Genomic DNA, 20221 nt, shown 5'->3' with positions numbered 1-20221 from the left:
GTCAGGCTGCCCAAGGCAGGCGTCAGCCGGTGCCCCCGGACTGGCGCGCCCGGGGCATGATCGTCTGGTGCCGCGCCTCGCCGCTGACCAGCTCCTGGAAGCGCATCGCGGCGACCGGACGGCCGAAGTAGAAACCTTGGATGAGATCGCAATCGCGCTCGCTGAGGAATGCGAGCTGCTCGCCCGTCTCCACACCCTCGGCAATGATCTTCAAGCCCAGGCTCTTCGCCAGGGCGATCACCGCGCCCACGATGGCGGCATCGTGGGAATTGCTGCCGATCCCCGTGACGAACTCCTGAGCCACCTTGAGGTAATCCAGCGGAAAGCGGCGCAGATAGGCCAGGGAGGAGTAGCCGGTCCCGAAGTCGTCGATCATGATCTGAACACCCATTTCCTTGAGCATCGACATGAGTCGGATGGCGCGCTCCGTGTCTTCCAGCAAGACCCCCTCGGTCAGCTCCAGCCCGACATGACGGGCGTCGAGGTTGGCGCATTCGAGAGTCTGGCAGACCTGCTCGAAGAAGTCCTGCCGCCTGAACTGCATGGCCGACACATTGATGGAGACGTCGAGCGTGGGCAGACCCGCCAGCTGCCACTCGCGCACCTGGCGGCACACCCGCTCCATGACCCAGTTGCCGATCGGGACGATGAGCCCGGTCTCCTCGGCCAAGGCGATGAACTCGGTCGGACCGGCGACGAAACCGCCCCTGCGATCCGGCCAACGGATCAGGGCCTCCGTGGCGACGATGCGGCCGTGGCCCAGCTCCACCTGCGGCTGGTAGTAGACCTCGAGCTCGTCGCGCTCCAGCGCCTTGCGCAGCTGGCTGTCCAGCGCGAGCTTGCGGACGGCCCGGCGTTTGAGGTCGGCGCTGAAGAATTGGAAGTGGCCACGCCCCCGCTCCTTGCCCCAGTACATCGCCATGTCGGACATATCCAGCAGTTCGGCGACCTCCGCGCCTTCCTCCGGCACCAGGCTGATGCCGATGGTACCGCCGACATAGAGTTCGTAGTCCATCAAATGGAAGGGCTCGCTCATGGCCTGGATCAGCGCCCTGGCGACCGCGGCGATGGCCGCCTCCTCGCGCAGGCCGCACAGCACGATCAAGAACTCGTCACCGCCGAGACGCGCCACCGTGGAGACATCATCCACGCAGTCCACCAGGCGCTTCGCCGCCATCTTGAGCAGCTGATCGCCGACGGCATGGCCGAGACTGTCGTTGACGGCCTTGAAGCGGTCGAGGTCGATGAAGAGGAGCGCGACACCCGCCTGCCGCCACTGTGGATCCGCGACCAGCTGCTGGAGATGCTTGAGGATGAAGCGGCGATTCGGCAGACCGGTGAGGAAGTCATGGTGCGCCTGCCGGTCGAGCCGGCGATGGCTCTCGGCCAGCCCCTCGATCATCTGGTTGAGCCGGCGCCCCAGGGTGCCGATCTCGTCGCAGCGCTCGGGCCCCTCGAAACGCACCATGAAATCGCCGCCACCCACCTGCTCGGTCACCGCGGCCATGTCACGGATCGGCTTGCTGATGCGGTAGGCGAGCAGCAGCGCGCCCAGCACGGCGACCGTCAGCCCCAGCAGCAACCAGAGGCCGAGGTCGCGCAGCATGCGGCGGACGATGCCGTAGGCCTCCCGGCTGGAGAGGGTCGCGACCAGCGTCCAGCGCGGCTGCTCAAGGGTGCCGACGGCGCCCAGCATGTCCTCGCCGGCGTCGTCCCGATAGGGCGTCACCAACAAGGAGCGGGCGCCGGACGCCTGCGCCTTGGTCAGCAGCGTCATCAACTCCGACACCAGGGGCTGGGGCGCGAACGCGAAGAGCGGCTGGCCGCGCGCGTCCAGGAGCCATCGCCCCGCGTTCGCGTCGAAGGCGTGTCGTTCGAGCAAGGCATGCAGCGGAGTGACGTCGAGGTAGCCGACCAGCACCCGGCCCGCGTCCGCGCCGGGGATCTGCACGCGCGTCGCGATGGGCACCAGCCAGAGATCCGCGGCGGCGAGCTTGAAGGGCGCCATGACCTCGACCCCGGCGGCGTCAGGCCCCAGGGACAGGGGTGCCGCCCCAGGACCCACAACCTGCTCCGGGGCGAGGCCGGCGCGGTCGAGCCGTTCCTTGAAGGCCGGCGCCAGGAAAAAGGCGGGCCGCAGATCCTCGCCGAGGAGCTGCAGGGCCTCCAGGCCATCCGAGCCGCGGATCCCGGCAGCCAGGATCGCCTGCTTGGTCTCGGGGTCGAGCTGCGGATCGGCCAGCGCCGCACCCAGCGCGGAGAGGATCTGCACGGCCGGGGCCATGGCGCCCTGGATTCGGTCCAACAGCTGAGTGACCTCGGCGAGCAGACTGTCGTTGACGGCGCTCTTCAGCTCGTCCCTGGTCTCCGACACCATGGAGAGACTGGAGGCCAGGAGTGGCAGGACGGCAAGCAGGACGGCGAAAACCAGGATCTTGGCACCCAGGCTCAGCCGCATGCGTGGCGCGGCCGGAGCCCTCGCCGGCCGCAGCAGGGGGGCTAGAGAAGAGGGCTCCGATAACCGCACGGGATCGTTGTCCATCCGACCTTCCCAGGCTGTCGTCAAGCGACGAGTGTACTGCGATTTCCCAGACCCCATACGCAACGAGACGTCCCAATCGACGGGCGGTCCGTCAGACAGAGGGCAGCGCTCGCAGCGGACCGAGGGGACGCTCGGCGAGGTCCGTGATTAAGAATAACAGGTTGACGGCGTTCGACGCGTTGCCTGCCCATCATCCCCGCCCCCGAGATGAGATCGATCGTCTTGCCAAAACGCGCCAGCCGCTCGAGCGCCTGGTTCCCATTGCGTGCCGTGAAGAGCGTGTCGATACCCAGCTGGCGCAGCAGAAGACCGACCATCTGGAGGATGAGCGGGTCGTCGTCCACGACCAGGACCTTCTGCCCCTCGCTGGCGTCGGCCCTGGGGGAGGTGGAGCGCGTCTCCTGGAGCGCGATGATTCAGGTCGAGACCGCCTGGGAGACGGCCTGCGCCAGCCCCGGCGAAGTCGAGCTCGACCCAGAAGAGGCTGCCGACCCCAGGCGCGCGCTCCATGCCGATCTCCCCACCCATGAGGCGGACCAACTGCTCGCTCAGCGAGAAACCGATGCCGGTCCCCTCGACACCCAAGCGGTCGGCCCCGAGCCGGCTGAAGGGCTCGAAGAACTCGGGCAAGCGGGCAGGCTCGATACCGCGGCCGGCATCCCGGATGCTCAGCCGCAGGCGCTCGCCGCGCATGTCGCTGAGCACCTCCAGCTCACCCTGCTCGCGGTTGTACTTGATGGCGTTGGAGAGCAGGTTGAGGACCACTTGGCGGGACCCGTTCACTAACGCAGGTCGGATGCCGAAGGGATCCTGTGCAACCAAGGGATGCGGATTGCAGTCACCGACGAGGCAGCGGGAACGACACGCCCACGTCGGTGGCCGGGATGATGAGCGGGTCCGCTCAGGTGGTGACCATGACCCTGAGCGCGTCGATGCGCAGGTGCGTCTTGCCGAGGTAGTCGACGAGCCGCTCGCGTCGCTGGGTGAGCCGTTCGATCTCGTCGCGACGCACCGTGGGGTTGACCTTGGACAGGGCCACCAGGCGCTCCAGCTCATCCCCCAGCACGGCGTGCATCCGTGCCGTCGCCTCCTGCTCGAGATGCTGCACTTGGCTGCGCGCCAGGCGCTCGCCGTGCTCCAGCATCACGGTCAGGCGCGGCACCTGGGATGTGATGACGGACCTGGCGAGCTTGAAGTTGCGCGTGAGACAGTCGCCCTTGATCGTGGCATGCGGGATCTCGGCCGCATGGTCCCTGCCCTCGATGTCGAGCAGTAGCCGCACCAGGGTCGGGGGAAGGAAACGGCCAACCTGCAGCTCGGGCGGCGCGGTGCACTCGGCGACGTAGAGCAGCTCGAGCAGCAGGCTGGCGCGCTTGAAACGCCGGTCCTTGATGAGGATCAGCCCGGAGGTCCCCAGATCCGAGGCGGTGAGCAGCTCCATGGCCTCGCGGACCATGGGGTGCTCCCAGGTCAGGAGCTCGCGGTCTTCGTGGGCCAAAGCGTTGGCGCGCTCGAAGGTGGCGGTGAGGCCATCCTCCGGCAGCCGTGGAAAGTGCTCCTGGAGCATCTGGCTCCCGGGGCGGACGACGACCGAACCGCCCGGCCCGGACTCGTGCTCGACACCGAAGGCGTCCCAGAAACGGGTGAGGTAGTCCGCGACCTCCCGGCTGGCGTCGATCTCCTCGATGGCATCGACCAGGGCGAGGTCGGCGGCGGATCTGTGCGAGTGGATTTCGAGCAGGCGGTCGCGCCCGGTCGCCAGCTCGGCGTTGAGCCGCTCGGTCAGGACGCGCGTCTGAGCAATCAGCTGCTCGACCTCGCCGCGTCCCTCCAGCACATCCAGCACGGCGGAACGCTGTTCGGCGAGCACGGCGGCGGCGGCCGGGCAGCTGTGCTCGAAGGCGTTGAGTCCCTCGGCATACCAGCGGAAGAGCGCCTCACTGGGGCTGCCGGTGAAATAGGGCACATGGATGCGAATGGTCTGGGTCTGGCCGATGCGATCGAGCCGACCGATGCGCTGCTCCAGGAGATCGGGCTCCAGCGGCAGATCGAAGAGCACCAGGTGGTGGGCGAACTGGAAATTGCGCCCCTCGCTGCCGATCTCGGAGCAGATGAGGATCTGCGTGCCGTCCTCGACGGCCGCGAAATAGGCGGCGGCGCGATCGCGCTCGACGATCTCCATGCCCTCGTGAAAGACCGCGGCATAGATGCCGGCCCGGCGCAGCAAGGCTTCGCGCAGCTTGAGCACGGTCTGGGCATGCGCACAGATCAGCAGCACCTTGGCCGGACGCAGGCCGCGCAGCGTCTCGATGAGCCAGTCGATACGCGGATCGATCGCCGTCCAGTCCGAGTCGAGGGCACGCTCTGGCGTCAGGCGCCCCAATGCCCCGGTCGGCAGCGCCCGATAGTCCTCGGGCTCCGGGAGCGGATGCGCAATGACCTGGCGCTCGGGGAAGCCAGGAATCGAGGCACGGGTGTTGCGGAAGAGGACGCGGCCGGTCCCGTGGCGATCGACCAGATGGGCGAGGATGTCCTCGCGGGCCTGGCCCTGGACGTCCCCGAGCAGCCTGCCCAACAATGCCTGATCGGCGTCGCTCAGGGGTTCGTCATCGAGCAATCGGGCGGCAAGCGCCGCAATGGGCGCGTATCCCGCCTCTTCCTCGAGAAAGGCGCGGTAGTCATGGAAGCGGTCGGGATCCAGCAGTCGCAGCCGGCCGAAATGCCCGGCCCGGCCGAGCTGCTCCGGGGTCGCCGTGAGCAGCAGGACGCCAGGCGTCACCTGCGCCAGCGCCTCGACGAGGTCGTACTCCAGGCTCGCCTCGGTCTCGGACCAGGCGAGGTGGTGGGCCTCGTCCACCACCAGGAGATCCCACTGCCCCTCCAGGACCGCGCGCGCGGCGTCCGCGTTGCCGGCGATCAGATCCAGACTGCAGAGCACCTGCTGTTCGTCCTGAAAGGGATTGGCGTCGGTGATGGCGTCGAAGCGCTCGCGGTCGTAGAGCGCGAATCTCAGGTTGAAGCGCCGCCGCATCTCCACCAGCCACTGATGCAGCAGCGGCTCCGGCGTGACGATGAGGACGCGGCGCGCCTGGCCGGTGAGCAGCATGCGGTGGAGGATGAGCCCGGCCTCGATGGTCTTGCCGAGCCCGACCTCGTCCGCCAGCAGCACCCGCGGCGCGTCGCGCCCGGCGACCTCGGCCGCGATGTGCAGCTGATGGGGAATGAGTGCGACGCGCGCCCCGACCAGCCCCAAGGCGGGCGAGCCGGCCTCGCGCATGCCCTGCTGCCACGTGCGGTAACGCAGCGAGAACCAGTGATCGCTGTCGATGCGCCCCGAGAGCAGGCGCTGCTGGGGGCGATTGAACCGCAGTCGATCATCCAGCTGGGCCTCCGGCAGGGCGCAGATCCGCCCGTCCAGATCCTCGCAAATGTAGGTGATGAGTCCAGCGTCGACCTGGGCGGCGGTGACGCACAGGCGGCGCCCCTGGTGATCACGGATACGTTCGCCAGGCGCCAGCTCCACGCGCGCCAGGGGCGCCTCACGCATCGCATAGAGCCGGGTCTCACCGGTTGCCGGAAAGGCGATCTGAACACAACGGCCATCTGTGGTCATGACGATACCAAGACCCAGCTCGGCCTGAGTCTCGCTCAGCCAGCGCTGGCCAGGCACGAAGTCTTGCATCTTCTCTAAGCTCACTCGGACGACGATCGCAAAGCGCTCTAGTGTAGCACTGGCGAGGATGCCGACCCAGCGCCGCCGGACAGCGCGACACCGCGCCCATCAAACCGCTGGCTCCGGGCGTGACAGAGGCGGATCTCGCTGGCTGAGGCGGTGGTCGCCCGGGTGCATCGGTCAGGGGACGATTTCATCGGGCGGCGGTCAAGGACGGATCTGAACGCTCAGATCCGTGCCAGGAAGGCTCGCAGGAGCGCCGGATGCGTCTCATCGAGTTGGCGGCGGAGCGCGATATCGCCGTCGCCATGGGCGAGACGGTCCAGCAGGCGGTAGGCCTCACCGCGCTCGTCGGGCGGCGCCTCGTCCGCGGGGAGATGCGCTGTCCCGATGGATTCGTGCAGGAGCAGCCAGGCCGGGAAATCCTCGGTGTCCAGTGGGTCGTGCAGGTCACGGAAGCCGCGCCAGAGGCGCGCCAGCCAGGGATCGGGAAAGCTCGCGGAGCCGAGGGCGCGCTCGGCCTCCACGGGATGCTCCCAACACAACCACATCCAGTCCCGGCGGGCCGTTGCCAAATCGTGGCGTCGCCACGCGGCCTCGGCATGCAGGGTCAGCAGTCGAGGCTGATCACCCCAGGCTGGGGCGGCTTCCACCGAGGCGCGCACCGCTTCCCAGCGGCCGGCACGCGCCCAGGCGTGACTGGCATGGAGCTGGAAGGCGGCCGGCTCGAATGGCCGGTCACCCAGTCTCTCGGCAAGCGCGGCCCACAGGCCCGCGAGAAAGTCACGGGCGAGGTGGCCGAGCACGCCGCGCGCCACGGGCTCGACGGCCTCCAGGTTGACCAACTGCTCGCGCGGCCCCGCGCTCGGCTGGTACCGACCGAGTTCGTCGACCGCCTGGATCAGGCGCAGAAAGTCGCTCAACCGCGGATGACGCGGATTCTCCCGCATGAGCTGTGCGGTCTTCTCCCGGGCGTCGTCGAGGCGCCGCTCGGCGAGTGCGCGGCTGATGGCCGCCTCGATCAACAGCGCGCTCGAATCGTGGAAGAGATCGAACTGCGCGCGGTCGGCGGCTGGCGCCCATTGCTGCGAGCTGGCCTCCGTCAGGGCCTTGTCCGGGCCGATGGCGAGCCGCCTGTCCTCGGCGCCCCAGCCGCGATAGTCGAGGCTGGTGGCCTCCAGCTTCTGGCGTCGCGCGTACTCGGCCGCTCGCCGCAGTGCCTCGGCAACCTCGGTCGGCGCCGCCCGCAGGGCGCCCTGCAGATCGGCGATGCGGCCCGTTCGCCAGGCCTCGTAGTCTTCATAGGCCAGCAGGTCGGCGGCGAGCAGCAGTTCGACCGGCTCGAACCGGCCCTGCTCGAACAGCAGGCGGTCGACGAGGCGCTGCAGCGCTTGGTCAGAGAGGACGGCGATCACGATCAAGACCTTTTGGCGGGGGACATCGAGGCGCTACCCCGAAGCTCAGGGCAGGGGCGCAACTCGGCTCGACACCTCATCCTAGATCCTCGACGGGCGCGAACAGCAGGTCGAGGTCGTCGGCGCTCAAGCCGCCCACGGCGGCGCCTCCTCCGGCGAGCATGGCGTCGGCCAGGGCCTGCTTGCGGGCCTGCAGCTCGGCGACGCGCTGCTCGACGGTGCCCTCGGTCAGGAGCTTGTAGACGAAGACGGGCTTGTCTTGCCCGATGCGGTGGGCGCGGTCGGTGGCTTGACGCTCCGCGGCGGGGTTCCACCAGGGATCATAGTGGATGACGGTGTCCGCCGCGGTGAGGTTGAGCCCGCTGCCGCCGGCCTTGAGACTGATGAGGAAGAGCGGGACCTCGCCGGCCTGGAAGCGGTCGACGGGGATGGCGCGGTTGCGGGTGCGGCCGGTGAGCTTGACGAAGTCCTGATTCTCGCGCATTCCGGTCTCCAGCAGGGCCGCCTGGATGAGGTCGAGCATGCTGGTGAACTGGGAGAAGAGCAGCACCCGACGCCCCTCGTCGAGCAGCTCGGGCAGCAGGGTCATGAGCAGTTCCAGCTTGGCGGAGCCCTTGACCGCGCGGGCGCTCTCCAAGCTCACCAGGCGCGGATCGCAGCAGACCTGGCGCAGCTTCAGCAAGGCGTCCAGGATGATGATGCCGCTCTGCGACATACCCTTGCGCTCGACCTCCGTGCGCACCCGCTCGTGCAGCGCGAGCCGCAGGGTCTCGTAGAGGTCGCGCTGATCCTGTGCCAGCGGCACCTCGCGAAGGATTTCGGTCTTGGGCGGAAGGTCGGCCGCCACGGCGTCCTTGGTACGCCGCAGCAGAAAGGGCGCGATGCGCTGGCGCAGCTGCTCGCCGCGCTCCGCGTCCGCCTGGCGCTCGATGGGGTTGCGGAAGAGTCGGCGGAAACGGCGCTCGTCGCCGAGCAAGTCGGGCATGAGAAAGTCGACCAAGGACCACAGCTCGCCCAGATGGTTCTCCAACGGCGTGCCCGTGAGGCACAGACGGTGGCGGGCGTTCAGACTGCGAACGGCCTGCGCGGCCTTGCTGCGCGGGTTCTTGATCGCCTGAGCCTCGTCGAGGATGAGCAGATGCCACTCTTGCGCGATCAGGATGTCGACATCACGCGGTAGCAGCGGATAGGTCGTCAGCACCAGGTCATAGTGATCGAAGGTCCCAAAGTGCTTGCGGCGGTCGGCGCCATGCAACAGCAGGACCTTGAGCGCGGGGGTAAAACGCTGGGCCTCGCGCCGCCAGTTGAACATGAGGCTGGTGGGCGCGACCACCAGGCTCGGGCGGTCGGCGCGCCCGCTCGCCTGCTCGATCAGCAGGTGCGCGAGCGTTTGCACCGTCTTACCCAGGCCCATGTCATCGGCGAGGATGCCGCCGAGTTCGTACTCGCGCAGGAACTGCAGCCAATCGAGTCCCTCGCGCTGATAGGGCCGCAGCTCGGCCGCCAGGCCGGCGGGCGGCTCCACCGAGACCAGCCCCTGGAAGGACTTGAGGCGTCGCCCCCAGTCACGCGCCGCCTCGCCGCCACGCCAGCGCAGCGCCGGGTCGCCCTCTTCGAGCTCCGCGAGCTGGGCGCTCTGCATGCGCGACAGCCGCACCCGGCCATCCTTGGACAGCGGTCGCTCGGGGTCGTAGAGCTCCACCAGGGTGGCGAGAATCGGCTTGAGCCGCTGCGCGGGCATCATGATGAGACGCCCGTCATCGAGGCGGAGACTGAGCCTGGCATCCTCGTCGAGCTGGGCGAGTTGCGCCGCGGCAAGCCCCCCCGACTGGGTTTGGATCATCTTCACCAGCAGGGGCAGCAGGTCGACGCGCGCGCCGTCCACCTCGATACCCAGGGCGACGTCCAGCCAACGCCCGCCCTCGGGCTGGTCGATCTCCATCTCCCAGTCGCCGACATCGGCCAGGCGGAACTGGAAGTCCGGATCCACCTCGACGCGCCAGCCATCGGCGCTCAGGCAGGGGAGATCGCGCCCGACCAGGGTGATCCAGGCGTCGTCATCCGCCAGATCGAGGCGCAGACCCAAGCCCTCGTCCGGGTCCGTGCACTGGCTGAAGCCGAGCTGCTGGAGCCGTTGGAGCGCGGCACGCTCGGCCGCCGCGTCACGCTCGACGAGGAGCAGCTTGTCGTCCTCGACACGTTGCAGACTCGCCGCCGGGTCATGCGGACTGGTCACCGTTCCCTGGTAATCGAAGCGCAGGTAGGCGGCATGGACCCATTGCGGTTCGACCGGCATGCCCCAGTAGCGGGTCGTCTGCGCCTGAACCAGATCCTGGCTGCGCAGATAGAGCCAAGGCGTCGGCGCGGCCGCCGACACCCGCGCGCGCGCGGGCGGCTCGGGCATGGGTAGCCGCAGTCGCGCGACCCGCGCCCGCGCCGCCTCACCCAGCGCCTCGGCCGACCCGGCCGGCACCGCGGGCGCGGCCGTCAACAGAGCCGCCTCGCGATCCTCCAACCCGGTCTCCAGGGGGCCGCAGTCGCCGCTCTGCGGATCCAGGTACCAGGGCGGGGTCAAGGCGAGCAGCACCAGCCCCGGCCGGTCCGATTCCAGCACCACGCGCATCTGCGCATCCGCGCCCAGGCGCCAACCGAGGACGCCTTGCAGTGGTCCGGCGAAGCGCAGCGGCGGACCCTCCGTCTGAAGGTAATAGCCGCGTCCGCTGCGGGCGATGGCCTGCAGCGCGTCCCCGCCCGTGTGCCCGTCGAGACGCGCCTGCTTGGGGAGGTCAGTGCTATGCGGACTGGCTTGCACCAGGGCCATGATGCGCTGATCCTCCGAGGTGACGAAATCGGCGCGCGACTGACCCAGGATGTTGAACTCCTGCGGTTTGCCCCAGCCCCCTTCCGCCAGCCGACGCGCCTTCAGGGCACGGACAGTCGTCACGCGCAGCCCGTGCTGCCAGTCTTGCTGCAGCAGATAGAGGATGCGGTAGGGGGTGTCGGTCGCCTCGACCTGGTTCGCAAGCCGCTCGACGCGATTGAGCCAGCCCTGAAGATCGAGCGGCAGCCGCTCGCCGATCGGGCGGGGCTTGACGTCCTTGGACGCCCGCTCGGTCAGCACCAGGAGCACGGCCGCGACATGCTTGCAGTTGCGCCCGACGGGGCAGGAGCACTGCCCCACGATGCCATGCCCACCGTCCGGTGATGGAAAGCAGCGCACGATGCACTGATAGACCCGCCCGGCCGAGCCGAGCACGCGCCCCATCGCCATCGTCCGCGCCTGATCGAGGTCGGCGGAGAGCACATTCCCGTTGCGCGCGTAGCGCTGCCCCCGCTCCAGATAGGCCGGAGGGATTGCCCGTTCGATGGTTTCCAGATCCGTCAGGTACGAAAGCGACATCGTTCACTTGCTGCTTGCGAGGAGGGAAAACGCGACAGGGTAACCGTGCCGCGAGACGAACGAAAGGCGTGGAGGAGGTTCTCAGGAGGAGGCTCTCAACAGCGCGCGTCGCGATCCACGGGGTCCATGGCCTAACGCGCCCGCCCCGACTCGCGTCAGCGGGTCACAGTGAGCCGAAGGGTCCACATCGAGCCGGTCAGGCGCATCCGTGGCGATGCAACAGGGTGGCGGGGCGTCAGCCGACGGCGGCCCGCACCGCGGGTTTGCCGGCGATGCGGCGCCATGGCCCGGTTCATGCTGTTCGACTGCGAGCACACAACATAAGCGACCGGAGGATGATGCCATGCAGAATCTCAAGTGGGGGTCCAACGGCCCCGCCGTCCGTGATCTTCAGGCGCGGCTCAACCTGGTGCAGAAGCCGCTGCCGCCCCTGGTCGTCGACGGCATCTTCGGCCCCAAGACGGACGCGGCCGTCCGCGCCTTCCAGACACGCGCCTGCCCGCCGGTCGACGGTATCGTCGGCCCCAAGACCCGGGCCGCACTCGCCGCCGCCAAGCCGAACGTGACGCCCCCGATCCAACTGCACTATGTCGTGCCCGCCTATCTGCACATCGCCCAGGACAAGACCATGTCCTGCTGGTATGCCTCGGCGCAGATGCTGATTCAGTGGAAGCGCGAACGCACCCGCATGACCGACCCGCGCCATCCGGACCCCTCGGAATCACCCAAGTGGTCGAAGCTCTACAGCGACAACACGGGGATCACCAACGCCAAGATCCGGGAGTTCGCCCGCGACATGGGTTTCGCCCATGTCCCGCCGATGTCGCCAACCCCGGAGGCCATTCTCGGCTGGCTCAGGATCCATGGACCGCTCTGGGTCAATGGTGTCAGGCACATCACGGTCATCGCCGGCATCCGCGGGCCGCGCGACGACACCGAAGTCCTGGTCCTGGACCCGGGCCGCAAGACCGAGATCAAGGGAGCCTGGCGCAACCTGCGGCAATGGTACGTGCTCGACAAACACTCGGGACGGGACACCAGCAAGGAGGTGGAGGCCGTCTTTCTACGTCTGCCTTAAGGCGGTAAACAGCCGGCTCCAGGGTACCGAGGCGATTTTCGGGAGTCTCGATCAGTGGGAGCGGCGCCTCGCCGCGACCGGGCGACGTCGCGCCGGGGCGGCGCTCCCACGGCGGCGAGCCGCGGCAATCACAGAGCCGTCAGAGGTCGTACTCGGCGATGCGGCGTTTCAGGGTCGAGAGCGGGATACCCAACTCGCGGGCGACGGCGGTCTTGTTGTTGCGGTTGCGCGTCATGGCCTCACCGATCATCCGCCGCTCCATCGCCTTGAGCTGTGCCGGCGAGGTCGCGGCGGAGGCGGCTGCCCCAATCGCGAGGGGTTCCACCGGCGCCGCGGGCTGAACCGCCGCGACGTCCATCAGGCGCAGGTGCTCGGGCCGGATCTCCTGACCGCCGCAGAGGACCGCGGCGCGCTCCAGCACGTTGCGCAGCTCGCGGACGTTGCCAGGCCAGTGGTAGCCCCCCAGCGCCCGCTCGGCCTCCGGCGAGAGGCGACAGGGCATGCCCATTTTGTCGGCGAAGTTCTGGACCAGCAGCGGGACGTCGGCCGTGATGTCGCGCAGCGGCGGAACCCGCAGACTGATGACGGACAGGCGGTAGTAGAGGTCGGCGCGAAAGTCTCCGGACTCGACCATCGCCTCCAGATTGCGGTGGGTGGCCGCAACCACGCGCACATCGACCTTGACGGGCTGATCCGAGCCCACCGGCACGACCTCTCTACTTTCGAGCACGCGCAGCAGTCGCGGCTGCAGGTCCAGCGGCAGCTCGCCGATCTCGTCGATGAAGAGCGTGCCGCCATCGGCGCGGCGAAAGGCCCCGTCCCGCGCGCCCGTCGCGCCGGTGAAGGCCCCCTTGATGTGGCCGAAGAGATCGTTGCGGACCATCTCGGGATCCGTCACCGAGGCGTCGAAGACCACCAGCGGACCGGATCGCCCCGACAGCCCATGCAGGGTGCTCGCAACCATTTCCTTGCCCGAGCCGGACTCGCCGGTGATGAGCACCGTGGTCGGAGTCGGCGCCACCACCTTGATCAGCCCATAGAGCTCGCGCATGGGCTCGGTGCCGCCCACCAGGCAGCCGAGGCGGCTCTCTTGCGCGATCTCGTAGGGGTGCTCCTCGGTGCCGGTGCGGATGCGCATCTCCGTGGAGCCGAGCGAGAGCACGGAATCCGGCACCAGAAAGGCCTCATTGACCCGCAGCCCATTGAGGAAGGTCCCATTGGTGGAGCCGAGATCGCTGACCAACAGGCCGTCGTGCGTCACGCGGATCTCGGCGTGATGTCGCGAGACCGTGCGATCCGTCAGCATCACATCGTTGTCGGATGCGGTGCCGAGCGTGACACCGGCGAGCGCCAGTTTGACCTCGCGACCGGCGTCCGGGCCGGAGAGGACCTTCAGCTCAATCCGCTCGAGTCGAATCTTGCGGGCCGTCTGCGCAGCGGCAGGCATGATCTGAGTAGAGCCGGGGTCAGGCATCGACATGGGCGGCGGGCTCGCTCCGAATCGGTGAGTCATTGTCGGTTATCTTAGCAAGCGTCCGCGCCCTGATGCGCATCCAATCCTGACACGGCAGCGGCACAACCGCCGTCGTGACCAGAGACTGACGGGCATCAATGCCCCGAGACGCCAGCCGCATTAGCGTTCCCCGTTCGACCCGAGCCGCCCGCCCTACCCCGGGAGGATTGGACGTGCATGATCAAAACAGGCGCACCGCGCCAGATAGGAGCCGCCGACATGATGGATTCGCCCTTCGATCTCGCCAACCCGGATGCCTACGAGCGTTGGCGCGAGCGCAAGCTCGCTCAAGCGCCGACGGAGCTGTCCGACCTGCTGGTGGAGATCACCGACCCGCGCTGTCTGACGGATGCCGAGCATGAGGCCATCCTCGCGCGCTGCCGGCGCGCCAACATGGCCATCTACATCGGCCGCACGGGAGACGACCCGGACAAGGCCATTCCCGCCGCGCTCGGCGCGCGTTTCGGCCTCAACCGCCTGGACCACAATCGCGGCGCGGATGAAGACGCCATCACCTCGCTCACCGTGCAGACCGATGCCCAGCATCGCGAATACATCCCCTACTCCAATCGTCCGATCGACTGGCACACGGATGGCTATTACAACAGCCCAGAGCGCGAGATCCTCGCCCTGCTGCTGCACTGCGTCCAGCCAGCGGAGACGGGCGGCGAGAACGCCCTGCTCGACCACGAGATCGCCTACATCCTGGTGCGCGACCAGTCCCCCGACTTCATCCGGGCCTTGATGCATCCGCAGTGCATGACCATCCCGGCGAGCTATGTGGACGGCGAGCAGATGCGACCGGACCAGTCAGGCCCCGTGTTCTCGGTACGCTCCGATGGACAGCTGCACATGCGCTACACCAATCGCGCGCGCAACATCCGCTGGCGCGACGACGCCGTCACGACCGAGGCCGTGACCTCGCTGAAAGCCATGCTCAAGAGCGAGACGCCATGGCACTTCAAGGGACGGCTCGAATCAGGCTGGGGATTGGTGAGCAACAACGTGCCGCACACGCGAACGGGCTTTACGGATGGCGCCGCGCCACGGCTGCTCTATCGCGCACGCTATTACGATCGCATCGAGGGAAGCTAAGGAAGGATCCCGAGCCAGTCCCAGGCGCGGGGACGGTCGATCGACCGGAGGATCAGTCGCTGGTTTTCCCTGAGTCAAGAAAAAACCGCTTCCAGGCACGCCCCCAACGTCGACGACTTCGGGCCTGAAAGCGGTTCTGCTGCGAGCTGAATAGCGGTGACGGACCCGCTCTTAGAAGAGATCGATCATGATCTGCTGGGCTTGGGCCACGGTGAGCTTCTCAGGGTTGCGCGCGACGGCGGTAGAGGCTTTGCCGACCACCGCGAGTTCGACGCGGGCGACGCCCTTGCCGAGCATGCCAAGCTCTTTGGCGGCGCCTTTCGACAAGTCGATTGCCCTGCCTTTCACATAGGGACCGCGGTCGTTGATGGTGACCTCGACCGAGCGTCCGTTCGACTTGTTGGTGACCATGACGCGGGTTCCAAAACCCAGTGTCCGGTGGGCCGCGGTGAGATCGTGCATATCGAAGCGTTCGCCGCTGGCCGTGACTCTGCCGTGGAAACGGCCCCCGTAGTAGGAGGCGACACCGTCCGTGGCGATGGCGTGAGCCTCGGTCATTGCCAGGAATGAGGCCGCAAGGACCAAGGGTGATAACCAGATACGTTTGCTAACCAAAAGGCTTCCTCCACATGTCGTTTGGTGTTCGAGCCTGAGCTTGAGCTGCTGAAGCGATCAGCAGTACGCGGATTTTAACCGACGACCTCGCTCATAAGCCAGACTTGATACATGAGCCGACACCTAGGAAAGACAGCCAATTCTTTGTAAAAATTAAGGAACGTCAAGCGGACTGCATTCAGCTGAGCGGAAGCCCCTCAACGAGAGGGGCCGATCTTCAATTCTCCATCGCGTCGGCCTGAGTCAGCCGTACACTGGATTGAGGCGGCTGGACATCCAAACCTTCATCATCGGGATCCTGATCCTGCTGCGGCCCATCACCCTTGGCATCGCCGGTTGGACGCGGAGTGGCGTCGTCGACGGCGATCGGGGATGGCTCGGGAAACGCGATCCTCGTTCGAAGCACGGGCTCGGCGAAGGCGTCCTTGAGCGCCGCGTCTCGGCCGTAGATGTCACGCCGAAAGGACACCGTACCCTGCTGGTTCGCGCGCGCCGTGAGGTAATAGAGGAGCACCGGCAGTTCTTCCTCAAGGTTGACGTATCTGGTCTGATTGTTCCCAACGACGCGCTCGATCTTGGATCGGTCCCAAGACTTGTCACCGAGCAAGAGTTCCGCGAGCTTGTATGGATTCTGCACGCGCACGCAGCCGTGACTCAATGCACGGCTGGAGCGGCTGAACAGTCCCCGGCTGGAGGTGTCGTGCAGGTAGACCGCATGGCGGTTGGGGAACATGAACTTCACCCGTCCCAAGGCATTGCCTGGACCCGGCTTCTGGACCACGCGGTAGCGCTTATAGTCCCCGGCGTTGCCGCCGCTCACCTTGCGGCCAGTCCGTCGATCGACGAGCGTGTATTTGGCGGACACGTTGCCCATCTTCTTTTGAATCGAGACCGGGACGGTCCAGGTCGGATTGAAGACGACGTGATCCATTGAGTCGCGGAACATCGGGGTCTGATCTTTTTCGCTACCGACGATGACGCGCGTGCTCCAGGCGACCTCACCGCCGCGCACCAGATAGCCGATGTAGTCGGCGATATCCACGAAGATGTAATCCTTCGGCAGGTCGTTGAAAAGCCAGCGCATGCGCTCGAGGTTGATGCGCACCTGCTGGACGCTGCGCTGATCGAGCGGGTTGTTGATGGTGGCAAGCGTGCGCGGTCCAACCACGCCGTCGGGCGCCAGACCCACCTTCCGCTGGAACTCCATCACCGCGGCGGCGAGGCTGTCGTCGAACACTTCCAGATCTTGCGGCGGCGCGGCATCCGCGTGGCCGGCGAGTTGTAAGCGCTCACGCAACAAGGCGACCCGCGCGCCGCGACTCCCCTTCGCCAAGCTCGGCCCCGCGGGCAGGGGCGCCAGACCCTGCAGGTCCGCCATCGTGCTCAGGCCCGCCAGGGCCTTCTTGAGATCCTCATACCAGAAGGGTGAGTCCATGCGCGCCGCCAGAAAGCGACCCATGTCGGGCGCGTCCAAGGCGCCTTGCATGTCCGCAATCAGCAGCTCCGAGGGGACGGGGGCGCGATCGTTCCACTTGCGGTCGACGGCGACGGGATCGAGCTTGCCGAACCTGGTGTGGTGCACATAGCGCAGCAGCGCGTCGGAGAGCTTGAGATCGAGCGCCAGGCGCTCGGCATCGCTCTGGGCGTCGGCGGAGCCAGCCTTAGCGGCGCTGCGCAGGATCTCGACGTGGAAATCGGCTGGCGCGAACCCCTCTGCCGTGCTCGCTTCGACCAGCTCCAGCAGGGCGGCGATCCGACCCGGATCGGTCCACACTGGCTCATTGCCGCGTTGCGCGTAGAAATCCGCGAGGAGGCGTCCAGAGAGCAGCGGCACACCGTCGATGGCCGGCGTTGCGGCGTCACTGACGGCATCCAGCGACCTGGTGAGAAGGACATTCGGGTAGCCGGACAACGGCACCAAGGTCAGAAGTAAGGTGACGAGTCTCAAGGAAACAGACAATCTCATCGGGCGCCCCCAAACGGACACAGTCATCGTTATGCGTGGGTCGAGTACACGCAGGACCAAAGGCGTAGACGCGCCCATCACGCCGAACGCGCTGGCACATCAAGCTAGCCGATGTGTCAAGCCTCTGCAATCAACTCGACGCGCCCCTCGGCATCCACAGTCTCGAGACGCACCGTGAAACCCCACAATCGCCGGATATGACGGAGCATCTCGTCGTGCGTCTCCCCCAAGGGCCGGCGATTGTGGACGAAGTGGCGCAGCGTCATGGAGCGATCGCCGCGGCGATCGACGTTGAAGACCTGAATATTGGGCTCGCGTGTCCCGAGGTTGTACTGCTCGGCGAGCGCTTGGCGCAGGGCGCGGTAGCCTTGCTCTTCGTGGATCGCGGTGACTTCGAGGTGCTCCTCGCGATCGTCGTCCGTGATGGAGAAGAGGCGGAACTCGCGCATCAGACTCGGCGAGAGGAATTGGGCGATGAAGCTCTCGTCCTTGAAGTTGCGCATCGCAAAGTCCAGCACCTTCGTCCAGTCGCCACCCGCGATGTCAGGGAACCAGTAACGGTCCTCCTCCGTGGGCGCCTCGCAGATCCGCCGGATGTCGCGCATCATGGCGAAGCCGAGCGCATAGGGATTGATGCCGGAATAGTAAGAGGCATCGAAGGGCGGCTGAAAGACGACGCCGGTATGGGACTGAAGGAACTCCATCATGAACCCATCGGTGACGAAGCCCTCGTCGTAGAGGTGATTCATGAGCGTGTAGTGCCAGAAGGTCGCCCAGCCTTCGTTCATGACCTGGGTCTGGCGCTGCGGATAGAAGTACTGGCCGATCTTGCGCACGATGCGCACGACCTCGCGCTGCCAGGGCTCGAGCAGCGGCGCGTTCTTCTCGATGAAATAGAGCAGGTTCTCCTGCGGCTCTTCCGGCCAGCGCGCCTCTTGGCGCGCCTCTTCCGAGTCCTCGACCAAGGGCAGGGTTCGCCAGAGGTCGTTCACCTGGGACTGCAGATAGGTCGCGCGCTCGCGCTGGCGGCGCTGCTCCTCCGCCATGCTGAGCGGCGCGGGACGCTTGTAGCGGTCCACGCCATGATTCATCAGCGCATGACAGGAATCGAGCAGGAGTTCCACCTCGTCCTGCCCGTAGCGCTCCTCGCAATGCGCGATGTATTTCCGAGCGAACACCAGGTAATCGATGATGGCGTCCGCGCTCGTCCAGGTGCGAAAGAGATAGTTGCCCTTGAAGAAGCTGTTGTGACCGTAGCAGGCATGCGCGATCACCAGTGCCTGCATGGGTAGGCTGTTCTCCTCCATGAGATAGGAGATGCAGGGATCGGAGTTGATCACGATCTCATAGGCGAGGCCCATCTGACCGCGCCTGTAGGTCTGCTCGGTGGAGACGAACTGCTTGCCGAATGACCAATGGTGGTAGTAGATCGGCAGCCCGACCGATGAATAGGCATCGATCATCTGCTCGGAGCCGATCACCTCGATCTGATTGGCATAGGTATCCAGACCATAGACGTTCCGTGCCAAATGGCCGATCTCTTTATCCAAGCGCTCCAGCAGCGGAAAGGACCACTCGGAGGAATCGGTGATGAGTTTTTTCGTCATGCCTCCTGCCTCTTGAACAGCTCTCTGAAGACGGGATAGATGCCATCCGCGCCATCGATCTCCTGCATGGCGAAGTGCGCGTGCGCCGCCATCACCTCCTGGTAGGCATACCAGAGGCTCTGGTGCTGGCGCGGTGTGATTTCGACGTAGGCGTAATAACGCATCAGGGGCATGAGCTTGTCGATAAGGATGTCACGGCAGACGTTGGAGTCGGAGTCCCAGTTGTCGCCATCGGAGGCCTGCGCGGCATAGATGTTCCAGACCGCGGGGTCGTAGCGCGCCTTGAGGATGTCATAGGCCAGATTCAAGGCGCTGGAGACGACGGTGCCGCCCGTCTCGCGGGAGTAGAAGAATTCTTCCTCGTCGACTTCTTGCGCGATGGTGTGGTGGCGAATGAAGACGACCTCGATCTTGTCATAATTGCGCTGCAGGAAGAGGTACAGCAGGATGAAGAAGCGCTTGGCCAGGTTCTTGCGCACCTGATCCATGGAGCCGGAGACGTCCATGATGCAGAGCATGACGGCCTTGCTGGTCGGCTCCGGCAGCTTGACGAAGCTTTGGAAGCGCAGATCGAAGGTGTCGATGAAGGGCAGTGCCGCAATTCGCGTCTTGAGGCGATCGATCTCCTCGCGCAGCGCCTGGATTTGTGCGTGCCCCTCCGCAAGCCCGGAGGCGAGCAAGCCTTGGATCTCCTCCTCCAGCTCGCGGATCTTCCCGCGCAGCGGCGCGCCCAGTGCCGTGCGCCGCGCGATCGCACCCTTGAGCGAACGCACGACGTCGATATTGGTCGGCGCGCCCTGGGTCGAATAACCGGCGCGAACCGTCTTGAACTCAGTCGTCCCGATGAGCTGGTTGCGCACCAGATTGGGCAGCTCCAGGTCATCGAAGAGCAGGTCCATGAACTCCGCGCGGGAGAGTTCGAAGACGAAGTCGTCCTCGCCCTTGCCGCCCTTCCCCGCCTTTCCCTGACCCGAGCCCTGGCCACCACCTTCCGGTCGGCGGATGCGATCGCCGGGCATGAACTCCTTGTTGCCGGGATGGACCATGTCGCGCGTGCCACCCTGGCCGTGGTGAAACACGGGCTCGCTGATGTCCTTGGACGGGATACCGACCCGCTCGCCCGAGTCGATATCCGTAATGCTGCGTTTATTGACCGCGTCTGCGACGGCGCGCTTGAGCTGGGTCTTGTAGCGCTTCAAGAAGCGCTGACGATTGACCGTGCTCTTGTTCTTGCCGTTCAGGCGCCGGTCGATGAAATGTGACATAGAGGCTGCGCTCTCTGAGGATCGGCGATTGACTGGGCGGCCATGGCCCGGG

12 protein-coding genes are annotated in these 20221 nt (G+C 66.5%); 2 read left to right on the top strand and 10 right to left on the bottom strand.

The window, feature by feature from the left end; genetic code table 11:
• Positions 1-22 precede the first annotated feature (22 nt).
• The 5 genes from CKO23_RS01050 to CKO23_RS01030 all read right to left on the bottom strand — a co-directional run bounded on the left by CKO23_RS01050 (position 23) and on the right by CKO23_RS01030 (position 11030).
• Positions 23-2542, bottom strand: a complete 2520-nt coding sequence (locus tag CKO23_RS01050; RefSeq protein ID WP_200327891.1) for a putative bifunctional diguanylate cyclase/phosphodiesterase — start codon at positions 2540-2542, stop codon at positions 23-25.
• A 147-nt stretch (positions 2543-2689) separates the two neighbouring features.
• Positions 2690-3307, bottom strand: a complete 618-nt coding sequence (locus CKO23_RS26670; protein WP_369407997.1) for an ATP-binding protein — start codon at positions 3305-3307, stop codon at positions 2690-2692.
• 136 nt (positions 3308-3443) lie between these two features.
• A complete protein-coding gene (rapA, locus tag CKO23_RS01040) occupies positions 3444-6224 on the bottom strand; it encodes an RNA polymerase-associated protein RapA (RefSeq protein ID WP_200327889.1) in 2781 nt (926 codons plus the stop codon).
• Positions 6225-6442: 218 nt separating this feature from the next.
• Entirely contained in the window at positions 6443-7630 is a 1188-nt protein-coding gene (locus tag CKO23_RS01035; RefSeq protein WP_200327888.1) for a hypothetical protein, read from the bottom strand.
• Positions 7631-7706: 76 nt separating this feature from the next.
• Positions 7707-11030 (bottom strand): DEAD/DEAH box helicase, encoded by a 3324-nt coding sequence (locus CKO23_RS01030; RefSeq protein WP_200327887.1) that lies wholly within the window; start codon positions 11028-11030, stop codon positions 7707-7709.
• Positions 11031-11373: 343 nt separating this feature from the next.
• On the opposite strand from CKO23_RS01030, the gene CKO23_RS01025 reads away from it, so the two are divergent.
• Positions 11374-12108, top strand: a complete 735-nt coding sequence (locus CKO23_RS01025; RefSeq protein WP_200327886.1) for a peptidoglycan-binding protein — start codon at positions 11374-11376, stop codon at positions 12106-12108.
• Positions 12109-12247: 139 nt separating this feature from the next.
• On the opposite strand, the gene CKO23_RS01020 is transcribed toward CKO23_RS01025, so the two are convergent.
• Positions 12248-13588: a sigma 54-interacting transcriptional regulator gene (locus tag CKO23_RS01020; protein ID WP_200327885.1), complete on the bottom strand. Its 1341-nt coding sequence runs from the start codon at positions 13586-13588 to the stop codon at positions 12248-12250.
• Positions 13589-13840: 252 nt separating this feature from the next.
• Here CKO23_RS01020 and CKO23_RS01015 point away from each other — a divergent pair, with 252 nt between their 5' ends.
• Complete coding sequence (locus tag CKO23_RS01015) at positions 13841-14716, top strand: TauD/TfdA family dioxygenase (RefSeq protein ID WP_200327884.1); 876 nt, start codon at positions 13841-13843, stop codon at positions 14714-14716.
• A 171-nt stretch (positions 14717-14887) separates the two neighbouring features.
• Here the strand turns inward: CKO23_RS01015 and CKO23_RS01010 are convergent, their stop codons facing one another.
• From CKO23_RS01010 to CKO23_RS00995, 4 genes are all read right to left on the bottom strand, one after another.
• Entirely contained in the window at positions 14888-15274 is a 387-nt protein-coding gene (locus tag CKO23_RS01010; protein ID WP_200327883.1) for a septal ring lytic transglycosylase RlpA family protein, read from the bottom strand.
• Positions 15275-15548: 274 nt separating this feature from the next.
• The gene (locus tag CKO23_RS01005) at positions 15549-17279 is read right to left on the bottom strand and encodes a L,D-transpeptidase family protein (protein ID WP_242482142.1); all 1731 of its coding nucleotides are present in this window, start codon (positions 17277-17279) and stop codon (positions 15549-15551) included.
• Between the two features lie 134 nt (positions 17280-17413).
• Entirely contained in the window at positions 17414-18904 is a 1491-nt protein-coding gene (locus CKO23_RS01000) for a SpoVR family protein (protein WP_200327881.1), read from the bottom strand.
• Complete coding sequence (locus CKO23_RS00995; protein WP_200327880.1) at positions 18901-20169, bottom strand: YeaH/YhbH family protein; 1269 nt, start codon at positions 20167-20169, stop codon at positions 18901-18903. Before CKO23_RS00995 ends, CKO23_RS01000 begins: the two co-directional genes overlap by 4 nt.
• Between the last annotated feature and the right edge of the window lie 52 nt (positions 20170-20221).

The sequence above is a fragment of the Thiocystis violacea genome (assembly GCF_016583565.1).
Taxonomy (GTDB): Bacteria; Pseudomonadota; Gammaproteobacteria; order Chromatiales; family Chromatiaceae; genus Thiorhodococcus; species Thiorhodococcus violaceus_A.
This window is presented reverse-complemented; position numbering and strand designations above follow the sequence as displayed.